At 63.5% G+C, this 18,922-nt stretch carries 22 protein-coding genes; 15 read left to right on the forward strand and 7 right to left on the reverse strand.

Translation table 11 applies throughout. The annotated features are described in order from the left end of the window. Positions 1-12: 12 nt before the first annotated feature. Positions 13-480: a c-type cytochrome gene (locus CHB87_RS08830; protein ID WP_089408030.1), complete on the reverse strand. Its 468-nt coding sequence runs from the start codon at positions 478-480 to the stop codon at positions 13-15. Positions 481-673: 193 nt separating this feature from the next. Here CHB87_RS08830 and CHB87_RS08835 point away from each other — a divergent pair, with 193 nt between their 5' ends. Continuing rightward, entirely contained in the window at positions 674-1,489 is an 816-nt protein-coding gene (locus CHB87_RS08835; protein WP_089408031.1) for a hypothetical protein, read from the forward strand. A 45-nt stretch (positions 1,490-1,534) separates the two neighbouring features. On the opposite strand, the gene ypfJ is transcribed toward CHB87_RS08835, so the two are convergent. Continuing rightward, positions 1,535-2,458, reverse strand: a complete 924-nt coding sequence (gene ypfJ, locus CHB87_RS08840) for a KPN_02809 family neutral zinc metallopeptidase (RefSeq protein WP_089408032.1) — start codon at positions 2,456-2,458, stop codon at positions 1,535-1,537. A 93-nt stretch (positions 2,459-2,551) separates the two neighbouring features. On the opposite strand from ypfJ, the gene CHB87_RS08845 reads away from it, so the two are divergent. Together CHB87_RS08845 and rsmA are read left to right on the forward strand one after the other, a co-directional pair. Continuing rightward, entirely contained in the window at positions 2,552-4,126 is a 1,575-nt protein-coding gene (locus CHB87_RS08845; protein WP_089408033.1) for an ArnT family glycosyltransferase, read from the forward strand. Between the two features lie 148 nt (positions 4,127-4,274). Further along, positions 4,275-5,075 (forward strand): 16S rRNA (adenine(1518)-N(6)/adenine(1519)-N(6))-dimethyltransferase RsmA, encoded by an 801-nt coding sequence (gene rsmA, locus CHB87_RS08850; RefSeq protein ID WP_089408034.1) that lies wholly within the window; start codon positions 4,275-4,277, stop codon positions 5,073-5,075. Positions 5,076-5,297: 222 nt separating this feature from the next. Here rsmA and CHB87_RS08855 read toward each other — a convergent pair whose 3' ends face one another. The 5 genes from CHB87_RS08855 to CHB87_RS08875 form a co-directional block, all read right to left on the reverse strand. Then, entirely contained in the window at positions 5,298-5,963 is a 666-nt protein-coding gene (locus tag CHB87_RS08855) for a hypothetical protein (RefSeq protein WP_142988280.1), read from the reverse strand. Between the two features lie 5 nt (positions 5,964-5,968). Beyond that, complete coding sequence (ruvC, locus tag CHB87_RS08860; RefSeq protein ID WP_089408036.1) at positions 5,969-6,478, reverse strand: crossover junction endodeoxyribonuclease RuvC; 510 nt, start codon at positions 6,476-6,478, stop codon at positions 5,969-5,971. Positions 6,479-6,487: 9 nt separating this feature from the next. Then, positions 6,488-6,766 (reverse strand): hypothetical protein, encoded by a 279-nt coding sequence (locus CHB87_RS08865; protein ID WP_142988281.1) that lies wholly within the window; start codon positions 6,764-6,766, stop codon positions 6,488-6,490. Next, entirely contained in the window at positions 6,763-7,533 is a 771-nt protein-coding gene (locus CHB87_RS08870; protein WP_089408038.1) for a thiazole synthase, read from the reverse strand. Before CHB87_RS08870 ends, CHB87_RS08865 begins: the two co-directional genes overlap by 4 nt. Before the next feature lie 296 nt (positions 7,534-7,829). Beyond that, positions 7,830-8,099 carry a metal/formaldehyde-sensitive transcriptional repressor gene (locus CHB87_RS08875; RefSeq protein WP_089408039.1) on the reverse strand — a complete coding sequence of 90 codons (270 nt, stop codon included), beginning with the start codon at positions 8,097-8,099 and terminating at the stop codon, positions 7,830-7,832. 138 nt (positions 8,100-8,237) lie between these two features. Between CHB87_RS08875 and CHB87_RS08880 the strand changes: the two genes are divergently transcribed. From CHB87_RS08880 to CHB87_RS08935, 12 genes are all read left to right on the forward strand, one after another. Next, the gene (locus CHB87_RS08880) at positions 8,238-9,638 is read left to right on the forward strand and encodes a carbohydrate porin (protein ID WP_089408143.1); all 1,401 of its coding nucleotides are present in this window, start codon (positions 8,238-8,240) and stop codon (positions 9,636-9,638) included. 91 nt (positions 9,639-9,729) lie between these two features. After that, a complete protein-coding gene (locus CHB87_RS08885; protein ID WP_089408040.1) occupies positions 9,730-10,677 on the forward strand; it encodes a prepilin peptidase in 948 nt (315 codons plus the stop codon). Positions 10,678-10,781: 104 nt separating this feature from the next. Further along, a complete protein-coding gene (locus CHB87_RS08890) occupies positions 10,782-11,189 on the forward strand; it encodes an NADH-quinone oxidoreductase subunit A (RefSeq protein ID WP_089408041.1) in 408 nt (135 codons plus the stop codon). Positions 11,190-11,191: 2 nt separating this feature from the next. Next, positions 11,192-11,695, forward strand: coding sequence for an NADH-quinone oxidoreductase subunit C (locus CHB87_RS08895; protein ID WP_089408042.1), 504 nt, complete (start codon positions 11,192-11,194; stop codon positions 11,693-11,695). After that, the gene (gene nuoD / locus CHB87_RS08900; RefSeq protein ID WP_089408043.1) at positions 11,695-12,954 is read left to right on the forward strand and encodes an NADH dehydrogenase (quinone) subunit D; all 1,260 of its coding nucleotides are present in this window, start codon (positions 11,695-11,697) and stop codon (positions 12,952-12,954) included. The genes CHB87_RS08895 and nuoD overlap by 1 nt, the downstream gene beginning before the upstream one ends. Further along, positions 12,951-13,403 carry a hypothetical protein gene (locus CHB87_RS08905; RefSeq protein ID WP_089408044.1) on the forward strand — a complete coding sequence of 151 codons (453 nt, stop codon included), beginning with the start codon at positions 12,951-12,953 and terminating at the stop codon, positions 13,401-13,403. The genes nuoD and CHB87_RS08905 overlap by 4 nt, the downstream gene beginning before the upstream one ends. Positions 13,404-13,405: 2 nt before the next feature. Further along, positions 13,406-13,708, forward strand: a complete 303-nt coding sequence (locus tag CHB87_RS08910) for a transcriptional regulator (protein WP_089408045.1) — start codon at positions 13,406-13,408, stop codon at positions 13,706-13,708. A 116-nt stretch (positions 13,709-13,824) separates the two neighbouring features. Beyond that, on the forward strand, positions 13,825-14,334 hold the full coding sequence (locus CHB87_RS08915; protein WP_089408046.1) for an NADH-quinone oxidoreductase subunit NuoE family protein: 510 nt from the start codon (positions 13,825-13,827) through the stop codon (positions 14,332-14,334). Next, positions 14,334-15,647 carry an NADH-quinone oxidoreductase subunit NuoF gene (gene nuoF, locus CHB87_RS08920; protein ID WP_089408047.1) on the forward strand — a complete coding sequence of 438 codons (1,314 nt, stop codon included), beginning with the start codon at positions 14,334-14,336 and terminating at the stop codon, positions 15,645-15,647. Before CHB87_RS08915 ends, nuoF begins: the two co-directional genes overlap by 1 nt. Further along, on the forward strand, positions 15,647-16,033 hold the full coding sequence (locus CHB87_RS08925; RefSeq protein ID WP_089408048.1) for a hypothetical protein: 387 nt from the start codon (positions 15,647-15,649) through the stop codon (positions 16,031-16,033). Before nuoF ends, CHB87_RS08925 begins: the two co-directional genes overlap by 1 nt. A 127-nt stretch (positions 16,034-16,160) precedes the next feature. Then, positions 16,161-16,532: a hypothetical protein gene (locus CHB87_RS08930; RefSeq protein WP_089408049.1), complete on the forward strand. Its 372-nt coding sequence runs from the start codon at positions 16,161-16,163 to the stop codon at positions 16,530-16,532. Positions 16,533-16,540: 8 nt separating this feature from the next. Continuing rightward, positions 16,541-18,922 carry a molybdopterin-dependent oxidoreductase gene (locus CHB87_RS08935; RefSeq protein ID WP_089408050.1) on the forward strand — a complete coding sequence of 794 codons (2,382 nt, stop codon included), beginning with the start codon at positions 16,541-16,543 and terminating at the stop codon, positions 18,920-18,922.

The following is an 18,922-nucleotide window of genomic DNA, read 5'->3' on the forward strand; positions in this document are numbered from 1 at the left end:
CAGTCGAAACGTTTACATCGCAGGCTTAGGCGCAGCCGGCGGCATCTCATGCGGCTTGGGGACAAAGGCCGGCGGCTTGGCCATGCCGCGGTGGCAGGTGCCGCAGCCTACGGGCGCCGGCGCGGGCGTGCTGCCGAGCGCGGCCAGATACTTCGCGTTGATCTCGGCGGTCATGCGGATCATCGTCCGCGCCTTCTCCTTCATCGGATTGGCGTCCGAGGCGAAGTCGTTACGTTTGGTCTCGGGATTCTTTGCGTGGCAGTACGAGCACTCCACGCCGAGTTCGTCCTCGTACGCGTGCATGTACTTGATCGTCTCGTCGCCGGAGATGTCCTTCGGCAGCGCCTGGATGTTGGTCGGCTTGGGACGCGGTCCGCGCGGCGGCTGCGGCGCGGCGGGCGCCTGAGCCAACGCGCAGACGGCCGCGCCGAGAAGGAAGGTGAGGCTCAAAAACGAAGTCCGGCGAAGCTGCACGCTCATAGTCGTCCGTTCCTTGTTGGATCGTTGAATGGCTGAAGGCTGGTCCCGATGGAGAGAAGAGTATCACCCGCTCACCGGCCCATCAAGCCGCGCCGGATAAGTCCAGGCGCAGGATAACGACTCTCTATACCCGGCAGTGCGACGCATGGCCTCAGATGCGGCTGCCGCTCGTGCTTAGGGTAATCTTTCAGTTATGGATCAGATTCAATCACCCCCCACGGCTGCGAAGTCCGGAGCCAGTTCGCTGCTCGTTCGCATCCTGCTGACGCTCGCCTTCCTTGTACTGGGCTATGAGTTCAGTCTCTTCGCGCTGCAGCACTCGCCCAGCTTCTGGTATGTTCCGGCGGCGGTGCTGTTGTTTGTGGGCGGCTTCCTGTGGTTCTGGCCGGCCATTGCGGCGGCGTTTTCGCTGCCGCTGACGCTCGCGCTGTTGCTCATGATGCTGACGTTGGGTCCGTGGCGCTGGGTTGCGAATCGTGGACCAGGGTTCTCCGCGATCCTGGTGCTGCTGGCCGCCGCCGCCGTCTGCGTGGCGCAGATTCGCCGCCACGGCGTGGCGCAGAAGGCGCTGACGACTGCGGTCGTGCTGCTGATCGTGGCTCTTGCCGTGGATCGCGCCTTCACCAACCGCGTCGAACTGCGCGGCTTCGATATGTCCTGGACCGCGGACGGCGTCGACCCGGTGGGCGACCCGGTCGAGCCCAACGCCAAAGGCGAGAAGCCCGTTCTCCTCTTCCTCAAGGTCGGCGGCGGCTTCTGCTACGACGCCATCTTCTCCGAAGATCTGCGCCGCATGCTGAACACCGAACACAAGCCGCTGGTCCACGTCGTCTACAACGAGTTCCACACCTTCGGACGAGCGACCGATTACAACGTGCATTCGGTCGAGGGCATGATTCTGAACGAAGGCCGCAAGCCGGTCATCGCCAACCCCGACGGCTATCACGGCATACTCCTGAGCGGCGGCGATCAAGCCGATGCTCCCGCAAGCTGCCCTCAGTATCCATAACGCAAAGCGGCTCCCGAACATTGGGAGCCGCTTTGCACTGCGCCGTTACTGCGGCGCGAGCTTGCCGTCGAAGGTCGTGCAAGCCCCCGGGTCACCCGTGCTCAGCCCCTTGCGGAACCATGAGATGCGCTGCTCGCTCGAGCCGTGGGTGAAGCTCTCCGGGCTCACTGCCCTGCCGCTCATCTTCTGCAGATGGTCGTCGCCGACCGCCGCCGCGGCCTTCAACGCGCCGTCAATATCCTTGTCGTCGATGATCTTGCGCTGCTGCGTGCTGTGGCCCCACACGCCGGCGAAGCAGTCCGCCTGCAGCTCCAGATCGACCGAGAGCGCGTTCTTCTCGGACGGATTCGCCTGCACCATCCGCACCTCGCGACCTTCGATGCCCAGCAACTTCTGCACGTGATGGCCCAGCTCGTGCGCAATCACATACGACTGCGCGAAGTCGCCTGTATCGCCGCCGAACTTCTTCAACTCATCCCAGAAACCCAGATCGATATAGACCTTTTCGTCCTGCGGGCAGTAGAACGGCCCGGTCGCCGACTCCGCCGTGCCGCAGCCCGACTGCGTACGCCCGCGAAAGATGACCAGCTTCGCATGCCGGTAGGTCTTGCCCTTGGACTGGAAGATCTGCGTCCAGGTCTTCTGCGCGTCGTCCAGCACGAAGCTGATCAACTGCACATCGCGATCCTCACCCGCCGGATGCGACTGCGCCGCGGGGCGCGAAGAACTCTGGTCCTGATCCACCGGGGCACTCCGACTTACCGTCGAACCGCCACCGCCCCCCGAGAACAAGCTGCCCAGAAAATTATGCCCTGTCACCAGACTGATGATGACCACGATGACCAACCCGCCAATTCCCAGGCCGCCACCGCCGCCCAGGTTGAATCCGCCGCCTCCGCCGCCGTCGTCGCCCGACGAGTCCCGTCGATCCTCGATATCGCCGCTGGTCCCACCCGGTGTCCATTCCATGTCGTGCCTCCGCCCTCCATTCTCTCCCGAGTGAGATGCAGCCAGGCGAGATTTCGCGGAACGAATTTGCATCGCACAGCGTATCTTTCTGGCATGAGCACAACCGTCGTCCGCCCACGGGATGAGAGCCTCGCCGCTGCCCTGCGCCTTGCGAGCGGCTTCGGCTTGCTGGTCTTCGTCTTCCACGTTGCCATGAACCTCCTGCAGCGGCATCTCGGCTACGGCTACTTTCGGGACGAGATGTACTACCTGATGTGCGGCCGTCACCTCGCCTGGGGATACGTCGACCACGGACCGCTCGTCGCCGTGCAGGCGCGGCTGGCGGAGACGCTCTTCGGCGATTCGCTCGCCGGCATCCGCATGCTCAGCGGACTGGCCGGCGCGGCACGCATCTTCCTGACCGGCCTTCTGGCCTGGTCTCTCGGCGGCCGGCGTCCCGCGCAGGCGCTCGCCATGACCGGCGTCCTCGTCGCGCCGGAGTATCTCGCGCTCGACGGCTTCCTCTCCATGAACTCGGTCGAGTCGATCTTCTGGATGCTGTGCCTGCTCGCCGTCATCCTGATCCAGCGCGGCGGGTCCGAGCGGCTCTGGCTGCTCTTCGGCGTCGCCGGGGGTCTGGGACTGCTGAACAAGCCGTCGATGACCTTCTTCCTCGTCGCGCTGCTGGCAGGTCTGCTGCTCACGCCGCAGCGCCGACTGCTCGCCAGCCGATGGGCCGCGATCGGCGTCGGCGTACTGATTCTGATCGCGCTGCCGAATCTGCTGTGGCAGATTCACAACCACTGGCCGACGCTTGAATTCCTCTCCAACGGTCGCAAGGAGCACAAGAACGTCGCACTCCCGCCGCTTGCCTTCCTCGGCGCGCAGATCGTCGCGCTGCACCCGCTGAACCTGCTGCTATGGGGCGCGGGCGTCGTTTGGCTGGTGCGCAACGCCGCATGGCGCTGGGCCGGCATCGCGTACCTCCTCTTCCTGGCGGCGATGATGGCGATGCACGCCAAGGACTACTACGTCATGCCGGTCTACCCCGTGCTCTTCGCCGCCGGCGGCATCGCGTGGGAGGGCTTCTACGGCAAAAGCCGCGGCGTGCAGGCCGGGCGCCGCTTCGCCTTCCCGGTTCTGCAGACCGCGCTGGTGGTCACCGGACTCATCATCCTGCCGTTGTCGACGCCTATCTTCACCCCGCCCACGTGGCTCGCGTATACAAAGGCCACGCACCTTTACAACATCGGCGGCAATTCAGAGAACACAGAAAACGGCCCGCTGCCGCAGTTCTTCGCCGACCGCTTCGGCTGGCAGGAGGAGGTCGACGAGATCACCAGGATCTACAACTCGCTCTCGCCGGAAGATCGCGCCAGGACGGCTATCCTCTGCTCGAACTACGGCGAAGCCTCGGCCATCAACATGCTCGGACACGGCCTGCCCACGGCCATCAGCGGACATAACAACTACTACCTGTGGGGCACGCATGGCGCCACCGGCGAGGTCGTCATCGTCGTCTCCGGCGGCACGGTCGCCGACATGCAGGAGAACTACGCCGACGTCCAGATCGCAGGCCGCATGGACCACCCGCTCGCCATGCCCTACGAGCATCGCAACATCTACCTGCTGCGCCACCGCAAGCTGAACCTGACGGCGGATTGGCTGGCGCTCAAACACTACATTTGAAAACCATGGCTTCACGGAGCGAAACCAGTGCGCCCATTGGCCGACGCTCAAACACTACATCTGAAGGTCATGGCTTCATGGTGCGAAACGGGTGCGCCCATTGGCCGGCGCTCAAGCACTACATCTGAAACCGGCTAGACTGGAAGAGATGTCCCAGATACGCAAGCCCAAGCTCGGCCAGAACTTCCTCGTCGACGACCACGCCCGGCACGCCATCGCCGACGCCCTCGGCGATCTCTCGCAGCGCACCGTCATCGAGATCGGCCCCGGCCACGGCGCCATCACCGATATCCTCGCCCTGCGAGCCAAACGCGTGATCGCGCTCGAACTTGACCGCTCGCTCGCCGCTGAACTCACCTTCCGCTTTCGCGAGCAGCCTCACGTTCAGATCGTCGAGACCGACGTCCTGAAGGCCGACCTCGTCGCGCTCGCCGCGGACGAGACGGTCGACGTCATCGGCAACCTGCCCTACTACATCACCTCGGACATCCTGCTGAAATTGTTTGCAGCGGCTACGCAAGGCGTTCTGGGACGCGCCGTCCTAATGATGCAGCGCGAGGTCGCCGAGCGCGTGTCGGCCCCTCCAGGAATCCGCGACTATGGCCTGCTCTCGGCCACCACGCAGATGTACGCCGAGGTCGACAATCTGTTCACCCTGCCGCCGACAGCCTTCAACCCACCGCCCGATGTCTACTCCACCGTCCTGCGCCTGCACTTCGCGCCACGCTTCGCCGAGCTTGGAGTAGACGCGGCAGGCTTCGATGCGTTCCTGAAGAAATGCTTCGCCCAGAAGCGCAAGACGCTTTCAAACAATCTGCGCTTCGCAGGCGTGGTGCCGGAGACGATCGCCTCCAACTGGCCCCCGCAGATCGCTCCACAGGCCCGCGCGGAACAGCTCTCGCTCGAAGACCTCGCGGCGTTGTACAGGGCATTGCGGATCGAGGGCTGAGGCGCACAGTCAGCTTGTAGCCGTCTCTTGCTTGTAACTCTCGACGCTACAAATACACTCTGTCATCCTGAGCGAAGCCTTATGCAGTCTTATCGTATGAGGCGCAGTCGAAGGACCCGCTTCTTTCTCACGGCCGCACGATGTCTCATTCCGCTTCGAACGAAAAGCAGATCCTTCGGCTACGCTCAGGGTGACAAGCATCTGGGCAGGGACGAGAGAACGCTACTGCATCTCTTTCAACCAACGCGCAGCCTTGGTCCGCACCCGCTCCAGCACCTCGGGATCGTTCGCGATCGCACGCAGCACGGGAGCGATGTTCGCCAGTTCGATGGCGCGCCCGCTCTTCACCGAATCACCGAGCGCGTTGATCTCCGCATCCAGCCCCAGCCGGTCGAAGCGGCGCTTATGCGCCAGCCGCGCGCCTGCCTGCATCGTCTCCGCGATCGCCTGGAAGGTCTCTGCTGTATCCATCACGCCTTTGTCATCCGAGTAGTTGAACACGCAGGAGCTTAGCGCCGTTCCAAACATATAACTCAGCTCTTTGCGGCCCGTATTGGCGATGTGCCTGGCCTTCGTCTCGCAGTCTCCCGTGCTTGCCTTCGCCCCACCGGCGCGCAGGCGCTGCAAGGTCGCTTCGCCGATGACAAGCGTCCGCCAGGCCTTGCCGGCGGGATTCTGCGCCGTCGCCGCCGCAGGCTCCCAGTAGCCGCCCTTCCCATCGGGATAGACGTCGATCCCCCACTTCGGCACGGCCAGCCCATCCCGTTGAAACTGAAACGAAATCGCCCCCGAAGGCAGTCCAGCCGACAATCCGCCGGAAGCAGCTACCGATTTCTCCTGCGCGTTCGCGTCAATCGCGCAGAACATCAGCAGACAGGCGAGCAACACACCCCTCAACGGCCACCACCTTGCGCAATCAAGCTCTGCGCCGTGTGGATGTGGCAGATCGCGATGGCCAGCGCATCGGCGGCATCGGCCGAATCCGGTGCGACATCCAACCCAAGCAGCCGCACCACCATGTACTGGACCTGCTCCTTCGCGGCCAGACCGTAGCCGACGACGGCGCTCTTGATCGACAGCGGCGCGTACTCCGCCACCGGACGCCCGCAGGTCGCCGCAGCCAGCATCGCCACGCCGCGCACCTGCCCCAGCTTCAACGCGGACTTCGCATTGGCCGAGAAGAAGACCTCCTCGATCGCGACGACCTCAGGATCGTGCAGAGTGATCAACGCCGAGAGTTCGGCATAGATCTGCGCCAGCCGCTGCGGCGTCTTATCCCGCTTGCTCAGCCGGATCGTCCCCGCGGCGACATGCGCCAGCTTCGGCATCCGCGCCCGCTCGTCCACCTCGACCACACCATAGCCGGTGAACTCCGTTCCGCAATCGATCCCGAAGACGCGCATGGTGGAAGTCTACCGCAGTGTCTTCTTCAGTTTGACTTGAACCACACGTGCCCAGACGACTGCACCTATCGAGGCAACAAGCAGGAAAGGCGTGGCGTAGGAAAGCCATCGCGCATAAACCATCTGTTGATGCATGCGCACCTGACAGGGGCCGTCGCACCATTTCATCCACATCGAATCGCCTGCAGCCATTCCCATGCCGACCGCCCCCATGAAGACGGCGGGAGCAGCCAGCAGCAAGCCCAGAGCCAGCATATAAAGCCAAGCCGCCCTGGACCATCGCTTCACTTCGAAATCCCATCCAGCGGCGAACTAGCCGTAGCATAAAGTCGCCGAGGCATCCGCCCAGCCAGATACGCCTCGCGCCCAGCCCGCACGCCCAAGCCCATCGCCGAGGCCATCAGCACCGGGTCCTTCGCCCCCGCAATCGCCGTGTTCAGCAACACGCCGTCGAAGCCCATCTCCATCGCCAGCGCGGCATCGGAGGCAGTTCCAAGGCCCGCATCGACGATCAGCGGAACCTCCGTAATCAACTCACGCAGCATGCGCAGCGCATAGCTGTCCGTGATGCCCAGACCCGTGCCAATCGGCGCGCCCAACGGCATGACGGCAGCGGCCCCGGCGTCGATCAACCGCTTCGCAAACACGATATCGTCCGACGTATACGGCAGGACGGTGAAGCCTTCCTTCACCAGAACGCGCGTCGCCTCAAGCGTCGCCTGCACATCCGGGTAGAGCGTCGGCAGGTCGCCGATGACCTCGATCTTCACCCAGTCCGAAAGCCCCACCTCCCGCCCCAGCCTTGCGGCGCGGATCGCCTCGTCGGCCGTGTAGCAGCCGGCGGTGTTCGGCAGCAGAAAGTACTTTGCCGGATCGATGTAGTCCAGCAGCGACTCGCTCGACCGGTCCAGATTCACCCGCCGCACCGCGACCGTCACCATCTCCGCGCCCGAGGCCGCAATCGCATCCCGCGTCTCCGGTCCATCCTTGTACTTCCCCGTCCCCACGATCAGCCGCGAGGAAAACTCTTTGCCAGCAATGACCAACGAATCCATAGGCTTATTCTAGTCGCTTCGGCGGAAACAGAAAGGCCCGCAGCTCAAACGAGCTGCGGGCCTTTCTGGCGGTGAACTGTTGAGATTGACCTGAGGCGTCCACACTCTGAAGTGGGCCTCGGCGGAGAACTGCATTTGAAAACGCCAGGACTAGAGCTGTGACGCCCTAAGCCTCAGTCACCTCACGTACCGTGTTGATCGTGCAACTGTTACTGTCAATTTTCATAGGCTGGATCATCCTCCTTTCCCGTGTAGACAAACGATAACTCTTCGGTAAATAGACGTCAAGCGGCGCACTACTTCAGGTACGCCCTCACCAGGTCGATGATCTCCTCGCCCAGCTCCGGCGTCAGCGGCGCAGCGCCGTCGGCCAGCAGATGCAGACGCACATGATCCTCCAGCACCTCGGCCATCAGCGAGTTGATGCCGCCCCGCACCGCCGCCAGCAGCATCAGCACCTTGGTGCAATCGTGCTCCTCGGACAACGCCCGCTTCACCGTCTCCATCTGACCCTGCACACGCTTCACCCGGTTCAACAGCTTGGTCCGTTCCCTGTCCGTATGCATCTTTATCCTCTTTTAGCTCCAGCTTGATACCCTAGGGGGGTATACTACATACAACGATCCGCGATCCTCGCAAGAAATGAACGAAGCGCCATGCCGATTCTCACTCTATTCAAACATCTGCGCGATGATGTCGTATCCATGACCAAGCGCCCCGTCCTGACGCCGCTGCTGCTGCTCGCCCTCTGCGCCCCGCCGGCGCTCGCCCAGGACGCCCCCACGCCCGCCGCCCCCGCTACCGAGCCGGTGACCATCTTCCCGCACCCGGACGCCGCGCGCTACTTCGTCGCCGGACAGGCGAACATCATCCTTCAGGGCCACACGCCGTTCCACTCCCCCTACGAGGGCGACAACAGCTTCCTCAGCCGTGGCGAGTACAAGACCTCGCTCGTCGGCACACTCTTCATGGGCTTCCAGGTCGTCAGGAATCCTCGCTGGGCCACCGACATCCTCGTCGACGAAGAGTCCGCCGGCGGCCGCGGCGACTCCGAAGCGCTCGGCCTGGCCGGCTTCACCAATCTGGACGTCGTCCGCAATCCGAGCCTCGGTTCGACGCCCTATCTCGCCCGCTACGAACTGCACCAGGTCATCGGCCTTTCAAGCAAGAACGTCGACGTCGAACGCACGCCGTTCTCGCTCGAAACCAGCCTGCCCGAGCGCCGGCTGGAGTTTCACTTCGGCAAGATGGGCCTGCCCGACTTCCTCGACCAGAACTCCATCGGAACCGACTCGCACCTGCAGTTCCTCAACTGGACCACCGACAATAACGGCGCATGGGACTACGCCGCCGACACGCGCGGCTACACCACCGGCATGGTCGCCGAGTACACCGACCACGCCTTCACCCTGCGCTACGCCCTCGCCATGCTGCCCACCGTGCCGAACGGCATCGACCTCGACACCAGCTTTCGCCGCGCCAGCGGACAGAACTGGGAGCTCGAGCACCGCCACGAGGCTTTGCCCTTTCTGCCGAAGCGCAAAGGCGCCGTCCGGCTGCTCGGTTATCGCAACCAGGCCAACATGGGCGTCTACCGCACGCAGAACCAGCTCTTCCTCGCCGGCAAGACCGCCACGCCCGACATCGACGCCCACGCTCTTCACCCCACGGTCAAGTACGGCTTCGGCCTGAACGCCGAGCAGGAGCTGACCGAAAACCTCCGCATCTTCGGCCGCTTCGGCTGGAACGAAGGACAGCACGAAAGCTGGGCCTACACCGAGGTCGACCAGACGATCGAGTTCGGCGGCGACTACGCCATGAAGGATCTGCTGCACCGCGCGAACGACAAGGCCGGCATCGCCTTCGTCACCAACGCGATCAAGCGCGACCATCAGGCGTATCTCAAGCTCGGCGGCAAGGGCTTCATCCTGGGCGACGGCAATCTGGACTACGCCCGCGAAGACATCCTCGAGGGCTACTACAACCTGCACGCCTGGCGCGGCGTCTTCTACGCGCTGGATATGCAGTTCATCGAGCACCCCGGCTACAACCAGGCCCGCGGGCCGGTGCCGGTGGGGTCGATCCGGATGCACGTGGATTTTTAGGCTTTCCACGGCGCACGGATTTGTAGCCGCTTTTGTTTGTCATCCTTCGCGAAGCGGAGGATCTGCTTTTCGTCCCGCCTATACTGATCCAGTGACTCCCATATGGATCTACGAGGTCTTCGGCGCCATCCTCGGCCTCTGCTTCGGCAGCTTTTTGAACGTCTGCATCGGCCGCATCCCTCACGGCGAAAGCATCGTCAAGCCGCGCTCCCGCTGCCCCGAATGCCGCCACGAAATTCGCTGGTTTGACAATGTGCCGCTGCTGAGCTGGATTCTCCTCCGCGCGCGCTGCCGCGACTGCAAGGCGTCGATCTCGTGGCAATACCCGCTGGTGGAGCTCGCGACGGGCGTGTGGTTCACCGAAGTAGGCAACCGGATGTGGCACGCGTGGTGGGTCAACGGATATCTCCCCGCCATGCGCGATTTCAGCCAGGGCAGCATCCTCACCCTCGACGCGCTCGGCCTCGCCATCCTGGGCTTCCTCCTCATCGGCCTGATCGTCATGGACTGGCAGACCTTCACCCTGCCCAACGCCTTCACCTTCTCGGGCATCGCGGCGGGAATCTTCCTCGTCTGCACCCAGGCCATCTTCCTCGGACCGACCGACGACCAGATCGTCCTCAACTCCGCCCACCAGCTCCGCCTGCGCAGCCCCGGCAGCTTCGCCTCGCGCGGCAACGTCTTCCTCACCGGGCCGGAGGCGCTCATCTTCGGCCGGCTGGCCGCAATCGTGGGAGTTGTCCTGCTACTTCTGGCGGTACGCTGGCTCTACAAGCTGCTCCGCCACCGCGACGGCATGGGTCTGGGCGACGTCAAGCTGCTGGCCATGATTGCAGCCTTCCTCGGCTTCTGGCCGTCGATCCTCGCGCTCTTTGCCGGCGTGGTGCTCGCGACCTTCTACGCGGTCTGGCTGCTGGCCCGAAAGCAGGCAAACGCACTCACCCGGCTTCCCTTCGGCAGCTTCCTGGGCATTGGCGGACTGGTCAGCGCGCTCTGTGGGCCGGGGTTGATCGACTGGTATATGGGACTGTTTCGGTAGGAATTCGTGTCACCAACAAATTCGGTTTTTGATACGTTATCAACGGCTTATCGCCGCACAAAACTTGACACTGGACAGCCACACTCCTAACCTCAAGACTGGCCATGCAGACATATCCCTACATCTGGCAATACCTTCCTCTCGTGCTCCAGGTCCTGGTCGCCATCGGTCTGGCGGGCGGCATGGTTGGGGCGAGCTTCCTCATCGGCAAGCATAAGAACTCCCGCACCAAGGGCGGCGCCTACGAGTGCGGCATGGACCCCGTCGGCGACGCGCGCGGACGCTTCTCGGTCCGCTTCTACATGGTTGCCATGCTGTTCATTCTGTTCGACGTAGAGGCCGTCTTCATGCTCCCCTGGGCGGTCATCTTCAAGCAGCTTCCGGCCATCACGGGCAACCACATGTTCGGCTTCTGGGAGATGTTCGTGTACCTGCTCTTCGTCGCCGTCGGCCTCTTCTACGTCTGGAAGAAGGGCATTCTGGACTGGGCCAACGATAAGGGAGACCTGTAACCATGTACGAACCCGCATCCAAAATCTCGGGCACGGAAGCCGTCTTCGCACACCTGATGGCGAACGAGTATGAGCATCCCGCCGTCGCCGCCTTCAAGACGCTCGCCACCGACGCCAAGTTCGACCGCGCCGAGCTGACCATCACGGTCGCCGCCGAGAACATCGTCGCCGCCGCCGAAGCCGCCAAGGCCGCCGGTTACAACTTCCTCGAAGACGTCACGTGCCTCGACTGGTACCCGTCCGAGCCGCGCTTCCGCGTCACCTACCACATCCTCTCGCACAAGCTGAAGTCGCGCCTGCGCCTCGGCGTCGAGCTCGGCTCGGACGCGGCGTCGCTCGACTCCATCACCGGCGTCTGGCCCTCGGCGAACTTCTACGAACGCGAGGTCTTCGACCTCTTCGGCGTTCACTTCAACGGCCATCCCAACCTCGTCCGCATCATGATGCCCGAGGACTGGAACGGTCATCCCCTGCGCAAGGACTACCCCGTGGAGGGCTACCGCTAATGGCTACCGCTACCCCGATCAAGGACCAGATCACCCCCGGCATCGACGACGTCGTCGCAGACGCACTGAAACACGGCAACGCCAACGGCGGCAAAGACCACACCATGGTTCTCAACATGGGTCCGCAGCATCCGTCGACGCACGGCGTGCTCCGGCTGGTCATCGAGATCGACGGCGAGACCGTCGTGGCCCTCGCGCCCGACATCGGCTATTTGCACACCGGCATCGAGAAGACCTGCGAGGCGAAGTTCTTTCAGCAGGTCGTGCCGCTGACCGACCGCATCGACTACCTCTCGCCGATGACCAACAACCTCTGCTACTGCCTGGCGGTAGAGAAGTTGCTCGGCCTTGAAATCCCCGAGCGAGCGCAGTATATGCGCGTCCTGCTGAACGAGTTGACGCGCATCTCGTCGCACCTGGTCTGGCTCGGCACGCACGCCATGGACATCGGCGCTCTGACGGTCTTCCTCTACTGCTGGCGCGAGCGCGAGGATATCTCGCGCATCTACGAGAACGTCTCCGGCCAGCGCATGATGAGCTCGTACTTCCGCATCGGCGGCCTGTCGCTGGAGCCTCCGCTCGACTTCTTCAAGCAGGTGCAGGACTTCCTGAACAAGATGCCCGCGGCGATCGATCAGTATGAGAACCTGCTGACCGGCAACCCGATCTGGATGAGCCGTCTGAAGGGCGTCGGCTACCTCTCGGCTGAGGACGCCATCGCGCTCGGCGTCACCGGTCCACCGCTTCGCGCGAGCGGCGTCGACTGGGATCTGCGCCGCGACATGCCCTACTCCGGCTACGAAAAGTTCAAGTTCGACGTACCGGTCTCGACCGACGGCGACGTCTGGGCGCGCTATGTCGTTCGCATCCAGGAGATGCGCGAGTCGGTCAAGATCTGCCAGCAGGCGCTCGACGGCATGCCCTCCGGCCCCATCGTCGCCGACGCGCCGAAGATCATCCTGCCGAACCGCGAGCAGATGAAGACCCAGATGGAGTCGCTCATCCATCACTTCAAGATCGTTACCGAGGGCTTCGCGGTCCCGGCCGGAGAGGTGTTTCAGGCGGTCGAATCGCCCCGCGGCGAGATGGGCTACTACGTCGTCTCGGACGGCACCGCCAAGCCCTTCCGCGTTCACATGCGCAATCCGAGCTTCGCGACCCTGCAGGCGCTCGAAACCATGTGCAAGGGACGCCTCATCGCAGACGTCGTCTCGGTCATCGGCTCCATCGACATCGTACTCGGGGAGATCGATCGATGACACCGGAGCCCGCCGCGCCACCCATCCTCAGCTTCGACGCTGAGCGCAACGAGCAACTGCTCGCCATGGTCCTCGACAAGGTCCATGGCGCCCTCGCCTACTCGCAGCAGATCTACCGCGAGCTGGACGAGCTGGTCTCGGCGATGGACGCGGTCGCAGCGGCTTCGGACAAGGTAGGCGCGGGCTTCGTGCGGGTCGGGCTGAGCCGCGCCGAGCTGGACGCGAGCCTCGGCCGCGTCATCATCAAGGCCATGAGCAAGATCGCAACAGCTGCCATCGAGGTCAACGTCGGCGCGCCCGGTGAGGTGACCTGGGAGGTGGTGCACGACCTTACGGGCAAGGTGCTGCTCGAAAAGAAGACCATCCTGTTCCCCGCGAGCGATTCGGTGACCTCCGGCGTCAAGCCGCTCGCCATGAACATCTACCGTCAACTCGTCTCGCCGAAATAACGGTGGAGACCAACCTTCAACGCGAACTCTGGACCTCGTGGGCGTCCATGCTTCGTGTCTACGCCGCCGCCCACGGCATGAACAGTCCGTATCACGGCGTGGTCGAAGTCAGCGCCGAAGACATTACGTTGCGGGTCAACGATCGCTGGGTCCGTTTCACGCACGACGCGCTCGAAACGAGCGAAGGCAGCACGGCAGGATTCGCCCTTCAGGAAGACGGCAATATCCTGATCGGCGAGGTTTCGGAAGAGATGGATATGGCCGCCGAACAGGTTGCGCGGCGGATGCTTCAAGGCAGCGAATGATGCGATAATTGTGCAATACCCGGCAGCAAAGAATCAGGAACGGAAGCAGATCCTCCGCAGTGTGCGAAGGATGACAACAAGAGACTGTGGTTGGTTCGATCAGAGTCAGGAGTTCGATGAGCGCGATTCAAAATTCCATCTTTACGCCGGAGACGGCAGCCCGCTTCGACAAGCTGGCCACCATCTATCCGATGAAGCGTTCGGCTCTCGTGCCGATGCTGCTGTACGCGCAGGACGAACTCGGCTACATCTCCGAGCCCGCCATCACCGAGATCGCCAAACGGCTCGACCTCTTCGACCTCGACGTGCGCAACGTGATGAGCTACTACTCGATGCTCCGCACCAAGCCCGCGGGCAAGTACAACATCCAGGTCTGCACGAACATCTCCTGCATGCTGCGCGGCGGCTACGAGATCCTCGACCACTGCAAGGCCAAGCTGGGCATCGGCCACAAGGAAGTCACCGCCGACAAAATGTTCTCCCTCGAAGAGGTTGAGTGCATCGGCGCCTGCTGCTGGGCTCCCGCCATGCAGGTCAACTATAACTTCCACGACGACCTCACCACCGTCAAGGTCGACGACATCATCGAACAGTATCGCCAGGGACTCGGAAAGGATGTGAAGTAATGCCGACCCTCGTCTCCCATCCCGACGAAGTCAAGGTTCTCTCCCGCCGCTTCGGCCAGGGCGCGGCCAACATCGACAAGTACCTGGAGCTGGACGGCTACAAGGCCGTCCAGCAGGCCATCGCCGAAGGTCCGGCCTGGATCATCGACACCATGAAGGCATCGGGACTGCGTGGACGCGGCGGCGCCGGCTTCCCCACCGGTCTCAAGTGGTCCTTCGTCCCCAAGAACGATAAGGCCAAGTACGTGCTGGTGAACGGCGACGAGTCCGAGCCCGGCACCTGTAAAGATCACGTCATCTTCCGCGAAGATCCGCACGCCGTCATCGAAGGCACCATGATCGCCGGCCTCGCCATCGGCTCGAAGCTCGGCTTCATCTACCTGCGCGGCGAGTACCGCTACCTGCTGAAGATCGTGGAAAAGGCGGTCGCCGAGGCCTACGAGCGCGGCTTTCTCGGCAAGAACATCTTCGGCACCGGCGTGGACTTCGACATCATCACCCAGACCGGCGCGGGCGCATACGAGGTCGGCGAGGAGTCGGCCCTGATGGAGTCGCTCGAAGGCAAGCGCGGCGTTCCGCGCATCAAGCCTCCCTTCCCTGCCGTCGTCGGCCTCTACGGCGGACCCACCGTCATTAACAACGCCGAGACCATCGCCAGCGCACCGCACATCCTGCTGATGGGCGGCCCTGCTTACGCTGCTCTGGGCTCCGAGCGCAACGGCGGCACGCGCCTCTTCGGCATCTCCGGTCACGTCGAGCGGCCGGGCGTCTATGAGCTGCCCATGGGCTACAACCTCAAGAAGGCGATCTATGAGGTAGCTGGGGGAGTCAAGGGCGGGAAGAAGCTCAAGGCGGTCGTCCCCGGCGGGTCGTCCTGCCCGGTCCTGCTGCCGGACGAACTCGACGTAGGCCTCGACTTCGACCAGATGGGTAAGGCCGGCACCATGCTCGGCTCCGGCGGCATCGTCGTGCTCGACGAGACCGTTTCGATCGTCGAGTTCGCGCTGCGCGTTATCAGCTTCTACCAGCACGAGTCCTGCGGCTGGTGCATTCCCTGCCGCGAGGGCACGGACTGGATCAAGAAGACCCTCACACGCGTCTACGAGGGCGGCGGCCAGAAGAAGGATGTCGCGAACGTCCAGTATCTTGCGGAAAACATGATGGGCCGCACCTTCTGCCCGCTTGGCGATGCGGCCGCCATGCCGACGCTCGGCTTCGTCAAGAAGTTCCGCCAGGAGTTCGAGGACTACATCGACGGCAAGAAGGCCGGCACACCGATCATCACCGAGCAGCTTCATGTAGGAGCGCATTGATGAAGACGATGCTGAAGCGTGGTTTGCCTCTCATCCTGTGCGCATCGGCACTGTGTTCGTCCGCCTTTGGGATCGATAAGCCAGCAATTCACAACGGCTCGTGGTGGAAGAACAAATCCGGCGCCTACCGTGATGGATTCGTATCCGGCTATAAGTCCGGGGCGCTGCACTCGACCGGTCACACCGCCATGATGAACAAGCTCGCCACCGCCGACATCGTCGCCGGGCTCGACGCCCTCTACAAAGACTTCCGCAATCGCAACATCACCGTGGAAGACGCGCTTCCCTACATCGCCGATCAGTTGAGCGGCGTACCCGACGACAAGCTGAACGCCGAGCTGCTGCATCTTCGCCAAACGGCGGTCGCCACCGAGGAAGAGCAGTAATGGACACCTCAACCTTCACCGCAGAGCAGAACGTGGGCAAACATTGATCCAAACGATCCGCAGGACCTCACAGCTCGCGATACTCTTTGCCTGCGGCCTAGCCGTGGCCGGTTGCGACGCCCGTCAGATGGGCGTCCATACCTCCGCGACCCAGGCCAAGAGCGTCGACGCAACCTGGGCGACCGCGGCTCGGAGCTGCTGGCCCATGATGGCCGACAAGAGCGACACCTACATGAAGTACAACCTTGCCGAGCCAGCGGTCTTCCGCAATACCTTTCCCGCCTATGCGGCGCTTGGCGATTCGCAGATCGCCAAGCTGGTCGCGCAGCCGGTGAACCAGGCGCAGACGCCCGATCCCAGCTTCTTCCAGAACTCGACCTATCCGCTGCTGACCCGCGAGGCGGCTCTCAGCAATCAAGCCAGCACCGCCGACGCGCAGACGACCGCAGCCAATGCGTTTTGCGCCAAACACCCAGGAACGCCCGCAGAATACAGGTAGACGACCTTATGCCAGACGTATCTTTTACCGTTGACGGAAAGAAGCTGACCGCCCCCGCAGGCACGCTGCTCATCGAGGCCTGCAAAACTGCGGGCATCGAGATTCCGGCCTTCTGCTACTACCCCGGCCTGTCACTGCAGGCCGCCTGCCGCATGTGCGTCGTGCGCCAGGAGAAGGTGCCGAAGCTCCAGACCGCCTGCACCACGCCGGTCGCCGAGGGCCAGGTCTTCTTCACCGACACGCCTGAGATCGTCCAGGCCCGCAAAGCCACGCTGCAGTTGCTGCTCGGCAACCACCCGCTCGACTGCCCCGTCTGCGACGCCGGCGGCGAGTGCGAGCTGCAGGACATGACCTTCAAGTACGGCGCGGCCGATTCGTTCTACGCCGAACCCAAGAACCACCGCGAAGAGCAGAAGTGGTCGCCGGTCGTCTACTTCGACCGCCCGCGCTGCATCCTCTGCTATCGCTGCGTGCGCATGTGCGGCGAAGGCATGGACGTCTTCGCGCTGGGCGTCGAGAACCGCGGTTCGTCGGCGGTCATCGCGCCAAACGTTCCCGCCGGGCTCGCGCCCGACCATCTGAACCACGTCGACTGCGAGCAGTGCGGCATGTGCATCGACGCCTGCCCGGTTGGCGCGCTCACCTCCGGCACCTACCGCTACAAGACCCGGCCGTGGGAGATGAACCACGTCGCAACCGTCTGCACCCACTGCGGCGACGGCTGCAAGACCACCCTCGGCGTGCGCTCCACCACCGACGGCGCGGAGATCGTACGCGGCGACAACCGCGATCGCTCCGGCATCAACGACGACTTCCTCTGCAACAAGGGCCGCTACGCCTTCGACTTCGCCAACCACGCCGACCGCATCCAGCAGCCGCTGGTCCGCAAGGCGGGCAAGCTGGAGCCGGTCTCCTGGGAAGAGGCGTTCACCCACATCGGCAAGAAGTTCCGCGAGCTGCGCGATGCGAAGGGCGGCGACAGCTTCGGCGTCATCGGCGGCAACCGCCTGACCAACGAAGAGGCCTACCTGCTGCAGAAGTTCGCCCGCACGGTGATCGGCACGAACAACATCGACCACCACCGGACGGCCGACCACGTCACCTTCGCGCAGGCGCTCATCGGTCACAAGGACCGTACCGCGTCGCTCCGCGACACCAAGACCGCGAAGTCGATCCTGATCTTCGGCGGCGACCCGACGAATCAGTCGCCCGCGACCGCCTGGAACCTGCGCACGAACATCCGCAACAACGGCGCGAAGCTCTTTGTCGTCAACACCGAGGAGATCAAGCTGCGCCGCCAGGCCAAGGCCTTCGTCCGGCTCGCTCCCTTCGGTTATGGCGCGATGGCTGCATTCCTGAACGGCGACGACGCCTCCGGCCCGAGCGCGGTCTCGAACGTCGAGGCGCTCGCCGGATTCCGCGATACGCTCAAAGCGACCGAGGGCCTGCTGATCCTCATCGGCTCGGAGCTGCGCGGCTCGGAGCTGAAGGCGCTGATCGAGTTCGGTCTCACGCTGCCGGGCGCGAAGTTCGCCCTGCTCTCGGACTATGTCAACTCGAAGGGCGCGGCCGACATGGGTCTGCTGCCGGACATGCTGCCCGGCTACACCCCCGTGGGTTCCGAGATCTTCGCCGAGTACAAGGCTCCTGCTCAAGCCGGCCTCGGCCTGCTTGAGATCTTCGACGCAGCCGCCGCAGGCTCGCTCTCCGCTCTATATATAGTTGGATCGAATCCTGTGCTGCGCTACGGCGTCGAGCCTGCTTCGCTCAAGAACACCTTCGTCGTGGTGCAAGACCTGTTTATGACCGAAACCGCCGTGCTTGCAGACGTGGTTCTCCCGGCCGCGAATCTCTACGAGAAGGGCGGCTCGGTCACCAACCACTACGGCGACCTGCAGTTGGTCAAGAAGGCCGGCGACCGCGCGGGCGTCCGCACCGATTTCGAGATGATCGTACGCATCGCCGACAAGATGGACGCGCACATCCCTACCCTGATTCCCTTCGGCAAGGGCTTGCGCGCGGACATGGGTCAGACCCGCGGCGCGCAGTCCGGCGAGGCCGACCGCCACGCCGTCTGGCTGACCGCGCAAAACCTCGAGCCGCGCCTTTCGCCATTCGATCCGTTCGCGATTCTGGACGAGATTCAGCGCCTCGTCCCCGGCTATGACATCCTTCGCCTGCAGTTGCTCAGCGGCAACGATCAGCATCTGGAGCCCGCAGCGTCGCAGCCGCTGGTCCAGATCGGCGCCCGCCGCGACCTCGTGCTGCCCTCGGGCGACACGCTCTTCACCTCGGGCACACTCGGCCACTACTCCGATATGCTCATCGACCTGCAGCAGAACAGCCGGCGCGAACAGCTTCCCATTCTCGACCAGACGGCGGCGGACTAA

The sequence above is a fragment of the Granulicella rosea genome, from assembly GCF_900188085.1.
Classification (GTDB): Bacteria; Acidobacteriota; Terriglobia; order Terriglobales; family Acidobacteriaceae; genus Edaphobacter; species Edaphobacter rosea.

Coding starts and splice junctions, on each gene's coding strand:
- CHB87_RS08830 (WP_089408030.1), bottom strand. CDS start 480: ATGAGCGTGCAGCTTCGCCGGACTTCGTTTTTGAGCCTCACCTTCCTT.
- CHB87_RS08835 (WP_089408031.1), top strand. CDS start 674: ATGGATCAGATTCAATCACCCCCCACGGCTGCGAAGTCCGGAGCCAGT.
- ypfJ (WP_089408032.1), bottom strand. CDS start 2,458: ATGGAATGGACACCGGGTGGGACCAGCGGCGATATCGAGGATCGACGG.
- CHB87_RS08845 (WP_089408033.1), top strand. CDS start 2,552: ATGAGCACAACCGTCGTCCGCCCACGGGATGAGAGCCTCGCCGCTGCC.
- rsmA (WP_089408034.1), top strand. CDS start 4,275: ATGTCCCAGATACGCAAGCCCAAGCTCGGCCAGAACTTCCTCGTCGAC.
- ruvC (WP_089408036.1), bottom strand. CDS start 6,478: ATGCGCGTCTTCGGGATCGATTGCGGAACGGAGTTCACCGGCTATGGT.
- CHB87_RS08870 (WP_089408038.1), bottom strand. CDS start 7,533: ATGGATTCGTTGGTCATTGCTGGCAAAGAGTTTTCCTCGCGGCTGATC.
- CHB87_RS08875 (WP_089408039.1), bottom strand. CDS start 8,099: ATGCATACGGACAGGGAACGGACCAAGCTGTTGAACCGGGTGAAGCGT.
- CHB87_RS08880 (WP_089408143.1), top strand. CDS start 8,238: ATGACCAAGCGCCCCGTCCTGACGCCGCTGCTGCTGCTCGCCCTCTGC.
- CHB87_RS08890 (WP_089408041.1), top strand. CDS start 10,782: ATGCAGACATATCCCTACATCTGGCAATACCTTCCTCTCGTGCTCCAG.
- CHB87_RS08895 (WP_089408042.1), top strand. CDS start 11,192: ATGTACGAACCCGCATCCAAAATCTCGGGCACGGAAGCCGTCTTCGCA.
- nuoD (WP_089408043.1), top strand. CDS start 11,695: ATGGCTACCGCTACCCCGATCAAGGACCAGATCACCCCCGGCATCGAC.
- CHB87_RS08905 (WP_089408044.1), top strand. CDS start 12,951: ATGACACCGGAGCCCGCCGCGCCACCCATCCTCAGCTTCGACGCTGAG.
- CHB87_RS08915 (WP_089408046.1), top strand. CDS start 13,825: ATGAGCGCGATTCAAAATTCCATCTTTACGCCGGAGACGGCAGCCCGC.
- nuoF (WP_089408047.1), top strand. CDS start 14,334: ATGCCGACCCTCGTCTCCCATCCCGACGAAGTCAAGGTTCTCTCCCGC.
- CHB87_RS08925 (WP_089408048.1), top strand. CDS start 15,647: ATGAAGACGATGCTGAAGCGTGGTTTGCCTCTCATCCTGTGCGCATCG.
- CHB87_RS08930 (WP_089408049.1), top strand. CDS start 16,161: ATGGGCGTCCATACCTCCGCGACCCAGGCCAAGAGCGTCGACGCAACC.
- CHB87_RS08935 (WP_089408050.1), top strand. CDS start 16,541: ATGCCAGACGTATCTTTTACCGTTGACGGAAAGAAGCTGACCGCCCCC.